This is a genomic window from Methanimicrococcus stummii (assembly GCF_032594435.1).
GTDB lineage: Archaea > Halobacteriota > Methanosarcinia > Methanosarcinales > Methanosarcinaceae > Methanimicrococcus > Methanimicrococcus stummii.
Genome location: NZ_CP131062.1, coordinates 398653 through 418155, shown reverse-complemented (window position 1 = coordinate 418155; position 19503 = coordinate 398653). Strand labels below are relative to the sequence as shown.

17 protein-coding genes and 1 other RNA gene are annotated in these 19503 nt (G+C 42.4%); 9 read left to right on the top strand and 9 right to left on the bottom strand.

The window, feature by feature from the left end:
• Positions 1–68: 68 nt before the first annotated feature.
• A complete protein-coding gene (cyaB, locus tag MmiEs2_RS02025) occupies positions 69–614 on the top strand; it encodes a class IV adenylate cyclase (protein ID WP_316559768.1) in 546 nt (181 codons plus the stop codon).
• Between the two features lie 31 nt (positions 615–645).
• Positions 646–1074, top strand: a complete 429-nt coding sequence (locus tag MmiEs2_RS02020) for a YbaY family lipoprotein (RefSeq protein WP_316559767.1) — start codon at positions 646–648, stop codon at positions 1072–1074.
• 136 nt (positions 1075–1210) lie between these two features.
• On the opposite strand, the gene MmiEs2_RS02015 is transcribed toward MmiEs2_RS02020, so the two are convergent.
• Positions 1211–1564, bottom strand: coding sequence for a hypothetical protein (locus tag MmiEs2_RS02015; protein ID WP_316559766.1), 354 nt, complete (start codon positions 1562–1564; stop codon positions 1211–1213).
• 241 nt (positions 1565–1805) lie between these two features.
• Here MmiEs2_RS02015 and MmiEs2_RS02010 point away from each other — a divergent pair, with 241 nt between their 5' ends.
• The 4 genes from MmiEs2_RS02010 to MmiEs2_RS01995 all read left to right on the top strand — a co-directional run bounded on the left by MmiEs2_RS02010 (position 1806) and on the right by MmiEs2_RS01995 (position 5567).
• Positions 1806–2669 carry a CBS domain-containing protein gene (locus tag MmiEs2_RS02010; RefSeq protein WP_316559765.1) on the top strand — a complete coding sequence of 288 codons (864 nt, stop codon included), beginning with the start codon at positions 1806–1808 and terminating at the stop codon, positions 2667–2669.
• A gap of 106 nt (positions 2670–2775) precedes the next feature.
• Positions 2776–3471 carry a 2,5-diamino-6-(ribosylamino)-4(3H)-pyrimidinone 5'-phosphate reductase gene (locus MmiEs2_RS02005; RefSeq protein ID WP_316559764.1) on the top strand — a complete coding sequence of 232 codons (696 nt, stop codon included), beginning with the start codon at positions 2776–2778 and terminating at the stop codon, positions 3469–3471.
• Positions 3472–3514: 43 nt separating this feature from the next.
• Positions 3515–4324 carry a protease inhibitor I42 family protein gene (locus tag MmiEs2_RS02000; protein ID WP_316559763.1) on the top strand — a complete coding sequence of 270 codons (810 nt, stop codon included), beginning with the start codon at positions 3515–3517 and terminating at the stop codon, positions 4322–4324.
• 109 nt (positions 4325–4433) lie between these two features.
• Positions 4434–5567 (top strand): chymotrypsin family serine protease, encoded by a 1134-nt coding sequence (locus MmiEs2_RS01995; RefSeq protein ID WP_316559762.1) that lies wholly within the window; start codon positions 4434–4436, stop codon positions 5565–5567.
• 549 nt (positions 5568–6116) lie between these two features.
• Here MmiEs2_RS01995 and MmiEs2_RS01990 read toward each other — a convergent pair.
• The 3 genes from MmiEs2_RS01990 to MmiEs2_RS01980 all read right to left on the bottom strand — a co-directional run bounded on the left by MmiEs2_RS01990 (position 6117) and on the right by MmiEs2_RS01980 (position 8914).
• Entirely contained in the window at positions 6117–6866 is a 750-nt protein-coding gene (locus MmiEs2_RS01990; RefSeq protein ID WP_316559761.1) for a precorrin-8X methylmutase, read from the bottom strand.
• Positions 6867–7007: 141 nt separating this feature from the next.
• Complete coding sequence (locus MmiEs2_RS01985; RefSeq protein ID WP_316559760.1) at positions 7008–7463, bottom strand: universal stress protein; 456 nt, start codon at positions 7461–7463, stop codon at positions 7008–7010.
• 170 nt (positions 7464–7633) lie between these two features.
• A complete protein-coding gene (locus tag MmiEs2_RS01980) occupies positions 7634–8914 on the bottom strand; it encodes an amidohydrolase family protein (protein ID WP_316559759.1) in 1281 nt (426 codons plus the stop codon).
• A gap of 486 nt (positions 8915–9400) precedes the next feature.
• Between MmiEs2_RS01980 and MmiEs2_RS01975 the strand changes: the two genes are divergently transcribed.
• On the top strand, positions 9401–10183 hold the full coding sequence (locus tag MmiEs2_RS01975; protein WP_316559758.1) for a hypothetical protein: 783 nt from the start codon (positions 9401–9403) through the stop codon (positions 10181–10183).
• A gap of 68 nt (positions 10184–10251) precedes the next feature.
• Here the strand turns inward: MmiEs2_RS01975 and MmiEs2_RS01970 are convergent, their stop codons facing one another.
• The 5 genes from MmiEs2_RS01970 to MmiEs2_RS01950 form a co-directional block, all read right to left on the bottom strand.
• Positions 10252–12942: a hypothetical protein gene (locus MmiEs2_RS01970; protein WP_316559757.1), complete on the bottom strand. Its 2691-nt coding sequence runs from the start codon at positions 12940–12942 to the stop codon at positions 10252–10254.
• The gene (locus MmiEs2_RS01965) at positions 12943–14850 is read right to left on the bottom strand and encodes a BatA domain-containing protein (protein WP_316559756.1); all 1908 of its coding nucleotides are present in this window, start codon (positions 14848–14850) and stop codon (positions 12943–12945) included.
• Positions 14851–14852: 2 nt separating this feature from the next.
• Positions 14853–15731, bottom strand: a complete 879-nt coding sequence (locus tag MmiEs2_RS01960; RefSeq protein WP_316559755.1) for a DUF58 domain-containing protein — start codon at positions 15729–15731, stop codon at positions 14853–14855.
• 50 nt (positions 15732–15781) lie between these two features.
• On the bottom strand, positions 15782–16984 hold the full coding sequence (locus tag MmiEs2_RS01955) for an AAA family ATPase (RefSeq protein WP_316559754.1): 1203 nt from the start codon (positions 16982–16984) through the stop codon (positions 15782–15784).
• 133 nt (positions 16985–17117) lie between these two features.
• The gene (locus MmiEs2_RS01950) at positions 17118–18017 is read right to left on the bottom strand and encodes a DUF7502 family protein (RefSeq protein WP_316559753.1); all 900 of its coding nucleotides are present in this window, start codon (positions 18015–18017) and stop codon (positions 17118–17120) included.
• 264 nt (positions 18018–18281) lie between these two features.
• Here MmiEs2_RS01950 and MmiEs2_RS01945 point away from each other — a divergent pair, with 264 nt between their 5' ends.
• Positions 18282–18836 (top strand): tRNA (cytidine(56)-2'-O)-methyltransferase, encoded by a 555-nt coding sequence (locus tag MmiEs2_RS01945; protein WP_316559752.1) that lies wholly within the window; start codon positions 18282–18284, stop codon positions 18834–18836.
• 119 nt (positions 18837–18955) lie between these two features.
• Positions 18956–19310: RNase P RNA component (gene rnpB / locus MmiEs2_RS01940), an RNA gene on the top strand.
• Positions 19311–19503: the final 193 nt, after the last annotated feature.

Below are 19503 nucleotides of genomic sequence, written 5' to 3'. Positions count from 1 at the left end.
CGGATTGATTTGCCGCTTTAACTTTTTTTGCAATAATTTATTTAATCTGTGAATGCCTTTTTTGAAACATGTATGAAATTGAAGTCAAAATAAAAGTGTCGCATGCCGAAATTAAAAAAGATATCATCGGAGAAGGCGCGGTTTTTTCGGGAACGGAAGAACAAAAAGACACTTATTTTAATTCGCCGGTTCGCGATTTCGCGCAAACGGACGAGGCGCTTCGAATCCGTTCCGTGAACGGCGAAGGCGAAATCACTTACAAAGGGAAGAAGATTGATACAATTTCGAAGACGCGGCCGGAATACAACAGCCCGGTGGACGCGGACGAGATGAAAGAAATTCTTCTCGCGCTCGGATATTTCGTATCGGGCGCGGTCAATAAACGCCGCGAAGTTTACGAATGGAACAATTTCGCAATCGGATTCGATGAGGTTGAAGGTCTCGGTGAGTTCATCGAAGTGGAAAGTAATTTAAGAGACGCGGCGGACAAAGCGGAAATTCAGAAAGAAATCGGCCGCATTTTTGAGTTTTTAGGAAAATATAATTTATCTGAAAAGGATTCCATTACAACGTCTTATTTGGAAATGGTTTTGGAAAAACAAAAGGACCAGTAAAATAAAAAAGCAATAATTTGGAGAGCGTAAAATGAAAGGAAAAGCAAACGCGTTTAAAATTTTGTCCTGTCTGTTTTTGTGTTTGATTTTGGCGGCGTCCGCCTTGGGATGTTTGGGGTCGAGGGAATATGTCGTTGAAGGAAAAATTATGACGGAAAGCGGGACTCAGCCGTTTGACAACTCGAAAATTTACATTGAGCTTGTCGACATCACGGATTCTGAAAAGAATGTTGTTTTGGAGCAAATGGTTTTGGAAAACGGTTCTAAAAACAATTACAAATACACGCTGACGCATGAAAACAAATTGAACCCGAAAGGCATCTACACGGTGACGGCGCATATCGACATGGACGGGGACGGAAAAATCAGCAGAGGAGATTACATGTCAAAACCGATGTTCCGCTTGGAAGCGAACATGATTGAGCAGCCGTTTGACATTTATGTTTATTTGAATGAATAATTCAAATAAACCAAAATAAGATTTAAATTGAAATTTTTAAAAAATCGGAATCAAGATGAATTAAATCTTAAAAAAATAAATTGAATCTGATTTAAAAATGAATTAAAAGAATTAAAAATAGAGACTTCAAAAAAAATCATTTTTCTTTGAATTCGTCTTCTTCTTTTTTGCTGCCGGCGTTCGTTTCGGCGGCTTTGGCTGTTTCGTTTTGAATCGCGTGCTGAAGGATTTTAACGCTCGGGATGAGCGCGATTATAAAACCGATCATGGACGCGATTTTAGAAATCGCGTAAATCCGCTCCTGTTTGTGAAGTTCTTCAATCGGCAGGTCGTCGGCTTTTAAATTTTGTTTTGCAGGGTACGCAAAAAGCGTGCCTGCAGCAAAAATAATTAAACCGATTGCAACGATTGCATAGAATTTCTTCGCGGAAAAATTTGAAAATGAATTTTCTGACATCGAAATGTAATCATTTTTGAAGATTATAAACATTTGCAAAACTTCAATTGAATTTGTTTTTTGAAAGTTCGGCGCATCGGATTTGTTTGTTGTTTTTGGAAAAGCGGATTTTTATTTCAAGAATACCTGATAGCAGACAACAATTATTTATCCCATTACCGTATTATGGTGACCTGATTAATATTAATTATCTAATATTAATAATATAATATTTATTAGATATAACTACAATACAAACCGAAAATTAATAAAAACCTTTACGGCGCGTGTAAAAATGGCTTCAAATATTCCGAATGTTGAAGATATCATGGTCAAAAATGTGGCCAGTGCAACGCTTCCCGGATCCAGAGACGAAGTTTTGAGTATCCTCAAAGACAAAAAAGTCTCAGGCGTCCCGGTATTGAAAGATAACAAAGTTGTCGGTATCGTTTCAAGAACAAACATTCTCAAAAATCCTGAAGAAGAACAGCTGGCTTTATTGATGTCCAGAAATCCGATTACGATTCAAGTCGGCGCATCATTAAAGGAAGCGGCTCGCCTCCTTTATGAAAAAAATATCCGCCGTCTTCCGGTCGTTGACGAACACGGTCATTTGGAAGGTTTAATCACAACTGCCGACGTGATCGGCGCAATTGCTGATTTTGACATTGAAACCCCTGTCGGGGACTTTTTGTCTTCCAACGTTTACGTTCTTTGGGACGAAACGCCGCTTCCGGTTGTTTCCGTTTTAATGGATCTCGCCGATGTGAAAGCGTGTCCGGTCATTGATGCCGCATTGAACTTGGTGGGCATCATTTCCGACAGAGACGTTGTCGGCTCAAGCATTATCGAAGACCGCGTTGAAAAATCCGACATGTCCGCCGGCGACGACGACGACAGCTGGACTTGGGAATCCATGCGCGACACGATGAGCATTTATTACAGTGTTTCCAGCGTGAAGCTCCCGAACGACAAATTCGCGAAAGACATCATGGTTTCGGATTTGATTTCCGCGACAAAGATTTCAAGCGTCAGCTCCTGCGCCCGTAAAATGAAACGTGCCAGAATCGATCAGATTCCGGTTGTCGGCGCGGACGGAACATTGGAAGGCATGCTGCTTGACCGCGATCTTTTGCTTCCGCTGATTCAGATGGAATAAAAATTGTAAAGACTTAACATGCTTTTGAAGTTATGATAAAAATCATAACTTTCTTTTCTTTTTCTGATTTTTAATTCGATTTTATCTTGATTTTTGGAGAAAATTCATGATCCCGCAATCCGATCGTCCTTACATTTTTATCAATTCCGCGGTGTCTGCCGACGGCAAACTGTCAACGTTTGAGCGAAAGCAGGTGAAGATTTCCGGCAAAGCTGATTTTGACCGCGTCGATGAACTTCGCGCCGAAACGGACGCGATTATGGTTGGAATCGGCACGGTTTTGGCCGACGATCCGAGTCTGACGGTCAAGTCGGAAGAAAGGCGGCAAGCGCGTGCAGCGGCCGGAAGAGACGAAAATCCGATTCGGATTATTGTTGACAGTAAAGCCCGAACGCCGACAGACGCTGACATTTTTAAGAAAGGAAAAGGCCGAAAAATCATCGTTGTTTCGGAATCGGCGCCGAAAGATAAAATCGACGCGCTTTCAAAAATGCCGGAGACGAAAGTCATCGTTGCCGGATCAGACCGCGTAAATCTTGAAGAAATGGCGGCGCAGCTCAAAAACGAAGGCATAAACCGATTGATGGTCGAAGGCGGCGCAACGCTCAATTACGGGCTGATTTCGGCCGGATTAGTCGATGAATTGAAAATCTTTGTCGGCAATTTGATTATCGGCGGAAAAACCGCGCCGACATTTGCGGACGGCGAGGGTTTTTCTGAGGATTTGATTAAAAAATTAGTATTGGAAGATGTTGAAAGAATTGAAGACGGGGTTTTGCTAACTTGGAAAGTCAAATATTAAGTATAGGAAAAACTATGAATAATAATAACAATAGTAGTGATTTATGAAAATTTGTTTTATCATTTATTTCACAACAATTTCAATGTTGGTAATACTTTCGGGATGTCTGACAAACACGGATGATTCAAATGAATTAGAGGAATCACCATCGTTTCAAAAATCATTTAGACTTGCTCAATTTATGGGGGATAGTATTTTAAGATTTAGTTTTAGTGAAAATATTACAACAGAATATTGGGTTGTTGAAGAAAATCCAGAAGGAATAGTAAACTTTGAAAATTGGGGCACCACTGTACCGGAAACACCTGTGGAATCAAAATGGGAAGGATCAATGGATGGAACTCATGTATGGGAATTCTATCCCAATGAAACAGGAACAGTTAAATTGAACTTTAATTTAATTGATTCTTCTTCTAATAATGTTCAAGAAAGTATCACTTACACGTTAACTATAGACAATAAAACCATGAAACTCATCTTAATTCAACAATTAAAAACCTCAAAAACCCTTCTCGAAAAAAAATTAGAGATCGAAGAAAATCAAACTCTCAATATTTCGTTTCAAGAATATTCTCATTCAAATAAAAGGTGGAATTTGGAAATATTTGAAGACAGCAATAACACATTGGAAAAAATTAATGATGAGGTTATAATCTCAGAAACACAAGATGAATTGAATGTTCACCGATGGATATTCGAAGGAAAAACGTCAGGTTACATACAACTGAAATTCACAATGATGAGTGATGATTACATTGCAGAAGAGATTGTTTATGATATCCATGTTAGTGAAAATAAAACAATTAATGTAATTAATTCAAACTATTATATTTTTGAAAAAAATATTATTTAATTATAGTTCAATTAATATCTTGGAGTTATTATATCTGATAATAGGATGTAGTTAAAAGAAGCATTCAAAATATAAATTGAATGACTATAATAATTGGAGTGTAAATTAAATGAAGAAAAAAATATTAATAATTTTTTTTATTTTATTAAGTTTTTCAGGAATTGCATTGGGAACCGAATATTTGGATGAAAATCCATTTACGGTTGATGAACAAATCGCAGAAATCATAAAAAATAATTATTCATTAAATCCGAAAATATTCGAAGATCTTAAAAAAAGTGAAAATACCATTGCAATTTATGGAGAGATACCCGATAAAAAATCAGGTATGGAATCATACAAATGGTGGGTTTCAATATGCAATATATCAGAATCGATGGCTATTGATGGTGCATTAAAAGAATATTCTTTAATAAATAACGGTCCAGTTTTTGGATTTGGACCTGAAAATTCGGGGTATATTCTTGTTTACATTGACGTAGATTACGAAAAAAAGATATCTGACAAAGAATTATTGTCAATTAGAAAAACTATAGAGAAGTATGCATTAAACGAAAATATAGCCGAGATACCAATTGTTATTAGCTATGAAGAAATGCCTGAATTAGAATATGAACGTAAACATAGACCATTGGTGGGCGGTGTTAAAATAAATAATCAAACACAATGGATTGGAACATCAGGATATTCTGTAAAAAAAGGTAACATAAACGGATTTGTGACGGCTGCACATTGTGTAGATTATACAAATATGACAGTGTATCAACCCTCCTTTTCTTCAAACAACAGTGTTGGTACTTCTACAATAACATATGAATATATTGATGCGACTTTTGTTCCATACAACAATGTAAATGCATCAATATACTTCGAAAATGATTCATACCCAAATGGCACAAATCTTTCTGTTGGTGGTTATTATAGTATTAAGAGTGTAAATGACACCGTTTGGAAATCAGGAACCACAACAGGACTTACACAAGGAAATTTGACCGGCTATTTATATGGATATCAAACATCAGGAGATGGACCTGAAGTATTTATCATGGGGAAAATAGTTCCACATATTTCTGATGGAGGAGACAGCGGTTCACCAATATTTGTAATAAGAGGTGATGGAAAAGCCTATTTAGTGGGTGTATTACATGGTGGAATTGGTGAATTTAACGTAGATGGCCATACATATTTTACACCAACGGGAGAAATTAATGAAAGACTTGGAGTAGTTCCATTAATGAGATAAATAAGTTATTATTTCAGTTTAATAACACTAGTTTTATTAAAACCACTATAAAGATAAATGCCCTCTTTATTCATATAAAATAAAAAAAGAGGGTAATTGACTTTTTTAATAGTTTTTTTCTTTTTTTGAAAAAGTGTGATCCTGATTTCCAATCAGTTTTTATGAGTGACTCACGATTTAATGCAAACAGATTAGATCTATTTGTTTTATGTTTTTGAATCTGTTATTTTTATTTCTTTGAATATTCTTATTACAAAATTCTCTCCAAATTTCGTATTCCGCCTGTTACTGCGTGTCATCCGAAATCCAAAATTTGTAGTCGGGTTTGACATATATTTCAACAAAACCGAAGCATCGTTTTTTTCAAATTTTCGGCAAATCCGAACTCCCTTTTTCATTAATTGAAAGAAATGAAAAGCGGAGTTCGTTTTTCATAAATTGAAGAAAAACGATGTTTCATTTTTTGAAATCAAAAAATCAAAAAAAATCGAAGAAATCAATAACGAAGAAATGACAAAAAAGAAAAAGATAAAAAAATTAAAAGAAGAATCACAATCCTTCTTCATAAATCTTCATTAACTCAACCAAACAGGACGCTGCCGTTTCAACGCCGCCTTTCGTTTGAGACATTGTAATCAGCGGCAATTCGATTTGAATATCCGCCAAATACTCTTTAGATGTCATCTGCGTGTTGATTCCTGCCGGGAATCCGAGAACCAGATACGGAAGGCTGCCGCGCTCGGCCATTCGGCAAACGCTGAGAAGAGCAGGATCGTCTTTTCCGATGATGACGATTGATTTTTGAATTTCATCTTTTAAAATCATGAAGCCGGCCATTGATTTGGAAACGTTGTATTTTTTGGAGAACTCTTCCGCTTTCGGATGATCGGCAACGCAAATGATTTCCGGAATTCTGAGAATGACTTTTTTAGCCGGTTTGTCGGAATCAAATCCGCCGCGCGGTTTTTCAATCATTGTTTTTTCATTTTCTTCTGAAATTCTCGAAAGAATCGCGGCGCGCATCAGCGGCGTGTCGGCGTAAATGACGGAATCATTTTTAAAAGCCTTCAAAGCCGCGGCAACCGGATGCACTTTAAAAACAAGCAAACGTTTGTAATCAATATCGCCGGACACTTCCGTGCAGACTTTCCGGATTCTGTTTTCATTCACATCGTCATGAAGGTCATTGAATTCTTCCGGTTTTTTTTCTTTTTTCGGCGTCGGCATCGGGACGTGCTGAAGCTGATCATAAATTTCACTGATACTGATTTCGATATCTTTTTGATCTTCGCCGGACATTTTTGAACACCTTTAATACGTTTTAAGACTGAATAAATAGTAAATCGTAAATAACCGCCCAATTATTAAAACTATTCCAAAAACCGGCAATTTTATGAAAAAATGAAAAATAAAAATAAAAAATGAGAATCGGAATCGCGATTACTCGCTGAATTCCGTGCCGTCGCTTCTGACGACCAAAACCTGCTGTTTGGCGTTTCGGATAACTTTTTCGGAAACGCTTCCGAGAATCAATCTCTCAATCGCTTTTTTGCCGGTCGCGCCGACGACGATCAAATCCGCGTCGACTTGGTTGGCGTATTGCACGATTTCCTGGGCGGCCGCGCCTGACAGGCTGACGGTGTCAAAGTCAACATTTTCCGCGCCGGCACGATCCCGAACAAATTCAAAGGCGGCGTCCGCTTCAAGTTTGATATTTTCGGCAACCATTTCCCATTCGACGCTGGTCGGCGTAATGTTGGAAACGTCGGAAACGTAAACGGCATAAAGTTTCGCGCCGGTCAGCTTCGCCAATTCGACAGCCGTGTTAATGGCTTTTTTCGCGTATTCTGTTCCGTCTGTTCCGACAACGATTGTGTTATAAAGATTTCCTGTCATAAACCGGCTCCTGTAAATTTGTGAATGATTTGAGTTTACCGCAACCGGTAAACCGTTTCAAGAAGAATAAAATAAAAACTTACCAATAATAATCAAGGGAGACATGGAATATAAAAGTGATTCCCAAAAATGGATGAAACAAGAAAACAAAAACAAAAACAACCAAACAATTAAACGATTCCCAAAATATCATCGGCGCGCGCCCGTCTGACAAAACCGGCCAGCGGGTCTTTAATGTGTTTCAGATTCAAAGATTTGGAATTTAAAACCATCATATCCGCTTTTTTACCGACTTCGATTGACCCTGTAAACCGGCAGCCGAGCGCGTCCGCGCCGTTTGAAGTCGCCATTTTAAAAAGCATCGCGTCGGTGATTCCGTAGATTTTAGACAGGAAATGAAGTTCTTCAAACATATCCGGCGCGTTTAACATCACGTTGTCCGTTCCGACGCAAACCGAAATGCCTTCATCAAGCATGCTCAAAACCGGCGGCAAACCGACACCGGTCACCAAGTTGGAGCGAACGCAGACTGCAATCGGAATCCCGGCGTCGGCGACAGCTTCCAAGTCTGTTTTTTCGGCGTTCGTCATATGAATTAACAAATCCGGATCCAATGAAAGAGCCGGCTCAATGTCGCTGCGATCTTTTTCGCCGGCGTGAATCGCCAACCGTTTTCTCTTCGACTGCGTTTTCGCGGCGATTTTCGCCAGCACATATTCGTCCAAATCATTCGCGCCGCTGACACCGATACCGTCGCAGATTTCCAGCAGATCCCGGAATTCGTCTAAGAATGAATTTGAAGATGTCAAGGCTGAACCTGAAACGGAAGACTCGGGGCTTGTCAGAGTCGGACGGCCGAAGAGAATCGGATGAATATCCCGTCCGGCGTTTTTGGACGCTTCGAGAAGCGCTGCCGCGCCATCAATGCCGCCTTCTCGAAAATCAGCGAAAACGGAAATGCCGTTTTGATACATTTCCCAAATCGCGGATTCCATTGAACAAACGGCGGAATCGGCATCCAGTTCGGTCAAGAACCTGTGTTTGAGACCGTTTGGCGGACGAACCAGGGAATCCAAATCCCGGCGGTAAGCGTACGGCGTGATTTCGGACCCGAGAGGCGGATCTTTAAGAAGCGTGTCGCCGATATGCGTGTGCGCGTTGACAAAGCGCGGCACGATCCAATTTTTGGATTTCATTTCCGATTCGCGCAGCTCTTCAATTTCTTGAATGATGCCGTCTTGAATGTAAACGTTGCCGTAAATCAAATCCGGCTCGGTTCCGGCAAAAATCAAACCCGAAACGACACGGTCATAATCGCCGGCGTAGTCGCCGTAACCGTCTTTAAACGTGGATTTGGGGAAATTGCCGGCGGTTTCACTCTTCCTTTCCTTTTCGGTTCGGTCAACAATTTCAAGAAGCCGAATAAAATCAGAATCGTCAAAGCCGGACATGTGTCACCAATAAAATTTGAAATAAATAATGAATCGAATAATGAATTGAGATGAATGAATAATGAATGAAATGATTTAAATTAAAACGAATAAAAAATTAATAAAAATATAATTTAAATTTATGAAACAAAATCAAAAACGTCAAACAAATTATTTATCCTTTGCCCGTCTTTTGGGTTTGTCGCATTGTATAGGTCCCGGCATGAGAATCCGGAGAACTCGGTCAGTGATTGTTCGGACAACCCCAATGCGGTACAATAATCCGTGCGAAAATGCCCTTTGCGAGGGAAAACGAAGAAGATTGAGGATTACCGGAAAAGATGATTCTTGGTTGTTAGTAGAGGGCGACAGCACACTCATTTTATGAATAAATAAATTTGTATCGGCTTTTTCATCTGTTTTTCGCTTAAATACTTTTGCTTTTTGAAAAAATCAAATGCTTTATTGATTTTGAGAAAAATTCACCTTTAACAAAGAGGTGAAAAATTGACAAAAACAAAATCAATCAAAACCGCAAAAAAATCAAAAACTGCACGCCCTCAAAATCTGCAAATACTGACGATCGTGTTTATAACACTCATTTTAACATCGGCCGCGATGAACACCGCGATTGCAGATCCTGCCGAAAAAACAAATCTTGTCATCAGCGATTCGATTGCGCCGATGAAATTGGAAATTTCAAACCCGAATGAAATCGAAACAAAAATGATAACATTAGTGAATACGGGTGAAACCGCAACCGAATATATTTGTTATATCGAACGGGCGAACGGAAAAGAAATTGATTCTGGTTTTCAACTATCTGAAACGGAAATGACGATTCAGCCGGGAAAATCTCAATCGATTGAAGTTTCGATTCCGGCAAAAATTAATGTCGAAGAATACAAAATCAAAATTGTTCGAAATCCCGATACACAAACGCCGGTTGGGTATATTATTCCGATTTTGTTTTCCGAACCGAACAGTGCTGAAAATAATAAAACCGGCGGCTCATCGGGGTCATCGGGATTGTCAGCCGCCGTTTTGAATAAAACCGATCAAAATGAAAATCAAGTAAATCAAACGAATCAAACAAACCAATCGGGAAATCAAAAAACAGAAAATCAAAATCTGAATCAAACAGATGATTCGGACAAAACAATCAAAAAAGAAAACGGCTTGGCAGATTTAATAAATTCAAAAGCGTTAAGATTGTCAATCGGAATTTTGCTGCCGATCATTTTAATTGCGGCGCTTGCAGCATTTTGGATTCAAAAAAAGAAGAAATAAGAAAGAATTAAAAAGAAAATATTTAAAAAAAAAAAAAAAAAAAAAAAAACAAGGAAAGGCTAGGCCTTTCACTTATTCTTTTTATTTGCTTTATCAGCTTTTTTCGTTTTATCTTTCATTTTCGCCAAAAACTTTTGAGCATCACCCTTGGCATCCGCAACCATATCATTTTGGCGGCGGAACTGCGACATATCCGGCCGCGGCGGCATTGATCCCGGCGATTCTTTTTCGCGGCGGTCGTATTCTTCGTGAAGCTGCTTCAGCTCTCTGATTTCAACAACGCGGCGGTAAATCACTTCGGCTAAGAAAATAATCAAAGCCAAGAGCAACAAGTAAACATTGAAACTGACGGCTTCGCGCGTCTGGTAAGTCGTTTTGTCGCCGTTGTTTTTGATGTAAAGCGCCTTTGCCTGCTCAACCGTGTAGATGTTTCCGCCGGTGGATTCGACAAGCTTTCTGAGATCCGGATAAACACCGATGTCACGGAATTCGACAGGATAATTAACAGTCACCGGATAGCCTGAAATGTTGTATGTGCCGGTTTGATTGAACATCAATTCCGTCACATAAACGCCTTCAGACTCCATTGTCAAAAGCAATTTCTGACCGTCAAGCGTCAGCACGGGAACGCCTTCGTCATACATGTGAACGCGAAGCGTTACCGGCAACCCGACATAAGTGTCGGGACAATCAATCACGAGACCGCTTTCCTTATTCGGATCCGCCATCACCCAATTCGTCGTCGCCGAGATGAGTTTTGAGCCGGGCGCCGTGTAAAGCTCCGATGCCCAGTAGTTGCCGTTTCCGACACCATTGTCCGTCGTCAGCGCGGCAACGCGCCCGAGACCGTAGCGCCAAACCGTTAAGACCGGCGATCCGTCGCTGGCAATCACCAGCTTGTCCGAGCCGGCTTTCGGCGTCACACCGTTGTAGCCGCTGACATTTGTTCCGCTGAGATTGAGTCCCTGAATAATGAAATGCTTCGGGTTGGAAACATAAAGACTTGCCGTCGTCACATTTTCATTCGGATTTTCAGACTCGCCGAGCATTTGGGAGAAATTCGGGAAAATCGGAAGACCGCTGTTGGATTCAATATAAACGCCGTCACCTTTGTAATTTCTCATCAAAGATTTCGCGTAAATGTTGCCGCGGGAATCGTTAAACTGATTCGGGCGTTTGGATCCGTTCGTGTAAGTGTTCATGAACAGCATTGTTGCGCCGTATTTGTCGGCTTGGTTTGCCGCGCGCAGCAATTCGTTGTAAGTTCTCTGATTCAATAAATTGCCGTCTGAAATGATGATGACAAGCGGCTGCCCGGAACGGTTTTCCATAATCGGCATTGCGTTGTCAAACGTATGAACCAAATCTGTTTGGCCGTCACCGGTTTTCAAATCTTCAAGTTCTTTTTTAAGCGTTTCAGCTTCGCGCGGATTTCCGACGAAATAAAACTCGCCGGTATCGTTACGAGACTGGTCGCCGATTGTGAAATAAGTGACATTCGCTTCTTTGAAATAATCACTTTCAATGATATTGACTGCGGTTTTCTTGATGTTTGAAAGAATCGTTTCGTTGTTTGAACCCCAAGCGCTGGCGCTGTCAGAAACATCAAGGAAAAGATAAACATCCTGAATACCTTCCCAATCGGAAGGAACGGAAACAACCGGCAGCAGTTTTTCAAATGACGAATCGACATAGGAATGTCCGACCGGATAATCAAACGACGTTTTGCCGCCGACAACCATTAAGCCGCCGCCTTCTGACACATATTCTTTCAAAAGCGCGACATCTTCTTCGGTCATGTTGCCGATGTAAACATCGTCCAAAATAACAGTCTTTGTCACCGCCAAAGCACTGCCGAGATTGCCGCCGAAATCGGAAAGATTTCCGACGACGGTTACGTTGTAAAGAGATCCGGCAACCTGCGTCAAAGAGGCGCCGGGCTCATCCGTAATAACAATCACATTCGGCTTTTCAATCGCGTAAACAGATTTTTTATAAACATTATTGATCGCGTCGGTATCCGCCGTAGACGTTAAAGTCGCTTCAAGCGTGTGCGCGCCGAGATACATGAAACGCGTTTGGAAATAAGTCGTCTTTTCCTGTTCGCCCTCTTCCATCGTAATCGTTTCATTCAGAATCGTGTTGTTGTTCTGTTTAATCACGTAAGTGTAAGTGACAGCGCTTGTTCCGGCCTGACGAACGGTCACGCCGAATTCCTGAACATTGCTGTAGATAACGGATTTGTCACCGATTAATTCGATGCTTAAATCATTGCGCTCTCTCGTCGGAACGACGGCTGAGACGGTTGTGTTCGTCTGAACGGCGACATCAATTCCTTCTTCCAGCGTTTTTCCGTAATTGCTGTTGCCGTCAGAAACCAATATGATTTGGTTTTTGCCGTCCGCATATTGCGCGACTTTTTCGCCAAGCGCGGTCGTGTTTCCGGCAAGCGTGTCATATTTGATTTGGAATTTGTCGGAGAAATAATCGTAAAGCGATTGTCCCACGCCGGATGAGAAATAGCTCATGCTTGATGTGTTGTCGGCAATCAAAATCAAATCCGGATTCACATCCGTTCGCGTCACCGTCATAAATGAAATCGGATTTGCCAACGCGATAATCAGAATCACGGCAATAATCGCGCGCGAGCTGACCAGAAGTTTTTGTTTCCGGCCGATCGCTTTTCTGAAGAAATAAATTCCGATTAAAACGGCGGGAATCAATAAAATCAAAATGTAAGGCATGTCAAAATGAACCATTTAAATATCCCCCCGTTTTCTGAGCAAATAAAGTTCCAGAATCATAAATATCGCCGCAAGGATTGCGAAAATGTAGAACAAATTGTTCTTGATTTCATATTGTGTCGGCAGTTCACCGCCGCCGTTCGCATTTTCAAGACCGTCGATGCGCGGCGTTAATGTATTGGACTCTTTGTCGTTATACATATTCACGGCAACTTTCTTTTGGCCGATTGTATAAACGCCGACCGTGTCATACAAAACACGGTTTGTTGTGATTTTACCGTCCGGCGTGATGACTTCCGTATCGCCGTGAAGCGTCAGAATTGTTCCGGCTTTCACGTTGTATTCGGAAATGTCTCCGATGCCTGCGAAATAATCGGCGATTCGAATCCAAAAGACCGGGAACGCCGGGAAACTTGCGAAATTGTTCCACGCGTCGTCGCCCGAATGGTCATCCAAGCCGAAATAGAAAACCGTGCCGTTGCTGTACGGACCGTAAGCGATAATCGGAACGCCCTCCATCGTCATAACCGGATAAGCGGTTGCCGTCAGGTTGCGCGTTTCCGCGTCCAAATACGTTTTCATGTAAACGCTGTTCAAATCCAAACCGCTTGTAAAGTCGCTGCCGATCGCGTAAATCTGCGTGCCGTCAATGCTTGACGCGGTCGCGTTAATGCGGACCGGAAGCATTTTTGACAAATTAACGGTTTGGTTTGCCGCTTCCAAATACGCGCCCGCGACGAAAACCAAGTCACCGCCGCCTGAAACGTAAGCGTGAAGCGAATCCACTTCCGCGCTTGTCAAAACACGATCACCCATGTTCACGACAACGAAACTGTAATTCAGCGATAAGTTTTCGGGAACTTCGTCAACGTTTTTCACGGAAAGTTCCGGAATTAAGCCGAGCGCGATTTGAGACGGAAGTCTGTTCGCATCCGAAATGTAAAGAACTTCGGCGGATTGTGTTCCGGGAATCGAAACGTAAGCGTAATTGTCCGATTCAATCGCGTCGTTTGTCACCAAACGGATTTCGGTTGTTCCGCGGCTGACATTTTTGAAAACGAATGTTTCTGCGCTGTCGCCCGGAACGGCAACGGTCAGCGGTGAATAAACCAGCCGCGTGCCGTTTGGAAGCGTCGTTGTCACGTTCGCGTAAACGGATTTCACGCCCGTATCGTAATTGCGGACCATGAAATGATAATTGTAAGTGCCGTTGGATTTCTCCAAATAACCGTTAATGATTGCCATGTTGTTGCTCGTTTCCGTTCCGTACGGAACGAAAGTCACGTTCAGACCGCCGCCGAGAAGGTTTTTCGCTTCAATCGGGTTCAAACCGTCCCAGGAGGTAAAGTCTGACAAAACGTAAACGGAACCGCCTTTCGCGGAAAGAATGTTTGCGGCGGACGCCATCGCCGAGCCGACATCGGCCGTTACGGCTTTCGCGGAAAGGCTTTGGATGGCGCGCTCGGCCTCGGCCGCGCTGACATTTTCGGCAATGATAACCGGAATGGACTCGGCCAAAATGACAGTATTGACTTGGCTGAGATAGCGCGGCGCGTCACGCTGCGCCTCGCCGAAACGGTCGCCGATTTGCATGCTGGCAGAGCCGTCGATAATGATGACGGTCGTCTCGTCACTGAGCGTATCGTAAGACAAAATGTACGGACCGGCCGCGGCAACCGCGAGCAGAATTAAAACGAAAAGCTGCGCGATGAACAGCGGATCTTTAACGATTTTCGTAATCGACGAATAAATTTTTTCACGCGATTCTTCCACCTTCATCAAAAACATAACGGAAGGCATGCTCACTTTGAAGGGTTTTGGAAGAAGCATGTACAAAATAATCAGCGGAATAACCGACAGTAAGCCGATTAAAGCCAGCGGAAAAATAAACGGAAGAGATGCCAATGAGTCTGCGATTGCCATTTTTAAGCACCTCTGTCAATAATCTGTAAGAATGAATCAAATACGGGCGCGTCTGTCGTGAATGAATAAAACTTCGCGCCGGTTTTTTTGCAAATACGATCAATCGCCGCATTGTGATTATCCAATTCTTTGAAATAATTGGTTCTGAAAGAATCGCTCAAATACGTTTTCATTTCATCGCCGGTTTCCATGTCAAAGAATCGGGAATCGCCTTTAATCGGCAAACTCTTTTCAAACGGATCCAAAACTTGAATCAGAATCAAATCGTTCCCGGACAAACGAAGAACGGAAGACTCGATGTGATGAAGATCTTCCATGAAGTCGGAAACAATGACGACGAGCGATCGGGATTTGATGAGCTTTTCGTATTTGTAAGTGCAGGCATCCAAATCGGTCGCACCCTCCAACTCGCGGGAAGCCAGGCGGTCGGTCAGTTCAAGCAAATACCGCATACCGCGTTTGGGCGCGTTGATGTCGATATTTTCATTAAACGTTGAAATCGCGAATTTGTCGTTCTTGCGGGAAACCGTGTAAGCGACGCCGAGCGCCATCATCGCGGCGTATTCATACTTTTTTGTCGCGCCGTCGGGAAAGTCCATACTCTTACTGGCATCCAGAAGAATGTGCGCCGTCAGCGTTTTTTCTTCTTCGAATTGGCGGACGTAAAGTTTTTCGGTTCTCGAATAAGCTTTCCAATCGATATCTTTCATTTCATCGCCGGGATAATATTCGCGATAACCGACCGTATCAATCCCTTTTCCGATTCGGGTTGACGGACGGTTTCCGGCGTAAACGGTGGACACACGTTTTCGAATCGCCATGTTGTAGCGGTCCAGCTGCCTGAGAAACTCAATATCGAAATTATGTTTTGTTTCAGCCATAGTTTTTCAGCTTACGGTTTTGTTTACCAGTCAATGCATTTCCGGCTGAATTATTTCTTGGAACCGAACGGTAATTTCGCGCGAAGGCCTGAAGATTCGTTTTCCTGCGGTTTTGCTTTTAAGAAACCGGCTTCGATGAGAAGATCTTCAATCGCGTCATCGGGCGTGACACCGGAGCGTTCCGCTTCGAAGCTGAGAATGATTCTGTGTCTTAAAACCGGATAAGACATGGCGATGACATCTTCTTCGGAAACGTAATTGCGGCCGTGAATCAAAGCGCGCGCTTTGGCGGCTAAAATAATCGCGATGGACGCACGCGGAGACGCGCCGTATTCAATTGCGCCGCCATCGCGTGTTCTCATAACAAAATGAATTGTTCTCTGTTTCAAATCTTCAGAAATCGGAACGTCGCGCGTCAATTTTTGAAGGCTCATCAAAGTTTCTTTGGAAATGCCGCGTGATGTCACCGGTGTTGACTGAGCGGTGTAGCGGTTGACGATTTCAAGCTCTTCGTCATAATCGGGATACGGAACGAGGATTTTTAAGAGGAAACGGTCGAGCTGGGCTTCGGGGAGCGGATAAGTTCCTTCCTGCTCAATCGGGTTCTGCGTTGCGAGAACGAAAAACGGTTTGTCCAAAGGATAGGTGTGACCGGCAACGGTGACCTGCTTTTCCTGCATGGCTTCCAAGAGCGCGGACTGTGTTTTCGGTGACGCACGGTTGATTTCGTCCGCCAAAACGATATTGGCAAAGACCGGACCTTGTTCGAAACGGAACGCTTTGTTGCCGTCGTGTTCTTCCACGATGGTTGTTCCGGTGATATCGGCCGGCATCAAGTCAGGCGTACACTGAATACGGTTAAAGGATAAGTCGACGACTTTTGAAATGGTTGAAATTGTTAATGTTTTGCCGAGACCGGGATTACTTTCGAGAAGCGCGTGGCCGTTACACAAAAGCGCGATCATGACTTCTTCGACAACTTCTTTCTGACCGACGATGACCTGGCCGATTTCGTCAAACAAAGTTGTAAAAATTTTGTGCGCGTTTTCGTATGTTTTAACAAGTGCCGGATCCGCGACGGATTCGGGCGCGCTGTAGGATTCTTTCGGCGAAGAAACATCGGCCGCATATGATTCGGATTCGGGTGTAAATTCGGGTTCCGCAGATTCCAAAAATTCAGAATCTTGTGCTTCTTCGTTGTTTAAATTGTCTTTTGAGTAACGGTAAGATGTTTCAGTGTTTTCCGAGTCCATTTTATTTTCCTCTGTATTATTTTTTAGTTTGAAAGTTGATGATAAATTTGAATGAATAAATTGAAATTGATAATCCGATAATTGAAATTGATATTTTGTAATGAATTTATTAAAATTTTTAAAATAAATGAAATCAGCCGTTTTCGGCCAATTTCTTAAAGTAATCTTTGATGACGTCTTCGTATCCGGCCGGCAGCGAGTCATAGAAATGCTGCGAGCTCAAGCTCTCGGGCGGATAGGGCGTTGACGGCGTGAAATTGTTTTCGGTGCCTTCGAGCATGTCGCCGGGGCCCATGCCTGCGCCGGGCGGCAGCGTGATGTCGATGTCTACGCCGGGCGAATTTGAAATCGGCGGCGCTTCCGTCGGAATGCTGGAGGAGTTGTTGGTCGAGGTGTTTTCATCCGTAATCGGCGGCTGCGTGATGGAGCCGTTTGGGAATTTGTCCCAAATGTCGCCGGGGGAAACCGGTGCCGTAAAGCCGGTGAAGAAGATGGCTGCCAAAAACAGAACCGAGACAACGATTGTGCTTAAACTGTAAGCGATTCTTTTCTTGTCAATCAAATCGGAAGATGAAACACCTTCAATATCGCTTGAAACGGATGACGTCAGCTCGACTGCGATGAAGTTGTCCGAATTTCTGTTATCATACGCCGTTTTCAAACGGTCTTTGAGTTCGGGATAGGTGTCTTCGACCAAATCCTGAGACTTTTGGCGTTTCGGCGGTTCGCGTTTGAAAAGTTTGTAAATTCTTTTGACGTTCTTTTCCGTCAGTTCCAAAATCAAAAGCGAAACCAGACAGACGATAAAGAACAGAAAAATCGTTTCGTAATTGACGGTAAAGAACGGGATGTCCGGCGACAGACCGACATACGGTTCCGTCCAGGAAATCAGTTTAAAAATATCGCCCAGATTGAAAAAAACAGCAATCAAGAGAATAACGAAGGCGATTGCCAAAAATTCCAATAAGTCATAAACCGTACGATAGCGGCGTATGACGGAATCAATTTTACGTGTAAAGACTTCAAGATCCAAAATGACCACATCTGATGTATTCGTTTTTTCGTTTTATTTTGTTTTTGTAAATGATATATCAATAGAATAATAATTTACAAACGATGAATATATTAAAATATTTAAGATTTTAGGAAAATAAAACGAACTTTCGAAATTTAATATGTAAATAGGTTGGAATTTGTCAGTTAACAATAATGTAAGTAATTATCTAAAATGAGGCAATAATCATTTAAATGTTATGTGGTGTTATGGGATTTAAAAAGGACAAAGACGGAAGTAAAAATGAAGGAAATTGTTGTATTAAGGCTCGGTCATCGCCCGGAGAGAGATAAGCGAATCACGACGCACGTCGGCCTCACCGCGCGCGCGCTCGGTGCAAGCGGTATGCTTTTGGCATCGGACGATCAAAAAATCACGGACAATATTAAAGAGATGACAGGCCGCTGGGGCGGCGATTTTTTTGTCGAAAACAATGTCAGTATGACAAAGGAAATCCGAAACTGGAAAGAAAACGGCGGCAAGGTCTGCCATTTATCCATGTACGGCATCAATTTGCCCGACGCTGTCCCCGAATTGAAAAAACACGATAAATTGATGATTATTGTCGGCGCCGAAAAGGTGCCGGGCGAAATTTACGAGCTGGCCGACTGGAACGTGGCCGTCGGCAACCAGCCGCACTCGGAAGTTGCCGCGCTTGCGATTACGATGGACAGAATCGCGGAATCGGATCCGCTGACAGCCGTTTTTGAAAATGCGGAGTTGACCGTAGTTCCGACGGCAAAAGGCAAAAACGTGATTCATGACAATGAATTGAAAGAGAAAAACAGAACCGAGTGAAATCTGCGCGCCGTTTTCGCGCGCGAGCCGTACAACTTTTTAAAATAATAAATAAAACGAAATTTTGATTTTTGAAGCGAATTATTAAATACAACGCTTCCCTTTTTTTCAAATAACGCGGGAGCGGCAGGGCGGCTGCGGGAACAATTGTTCCTGAGGAAAGTCTCCCCACCCTCTTTCAGATTTGCGGACGTTTGTGAAGAACGTTTGGCGAGAGTCAAGGCTATGGCACAGAAACGATACCGGGCCGTGTTTGCGATGATGTGAAAAACTGAGGCGCACGGCGCACGGATGCAACGGTAAAACCCCGCAGGTGCAAGTTGATTCGGGAGTTCGCGTTCGATTTGAAAGCGCGCCTGAAGTTAAAGACGCAAAGCCGAATGCCGCCGTACATTTCAATGAAAATTGATGAATCAAAGATAAGAATGTTCTTTGAGAGTGCATTAAACAGAAGGGAGCTTACTCGCCGGACCCGCGTATTTCAATTTATTTCTTCTTTTTCAAAAAACCAAACATCGGTTTTAACAAACAATCAACAAACCCGAACTCCCTTTTTCATGAATTTAAAAAAAAGAAAAACGGAGTTCGTTTTTTCATAAAATTAAAGAAAAACGATGTTTCGTTTTGAAAAACAAATAAAACCCGAAACAACCGCCTCCAACGACGA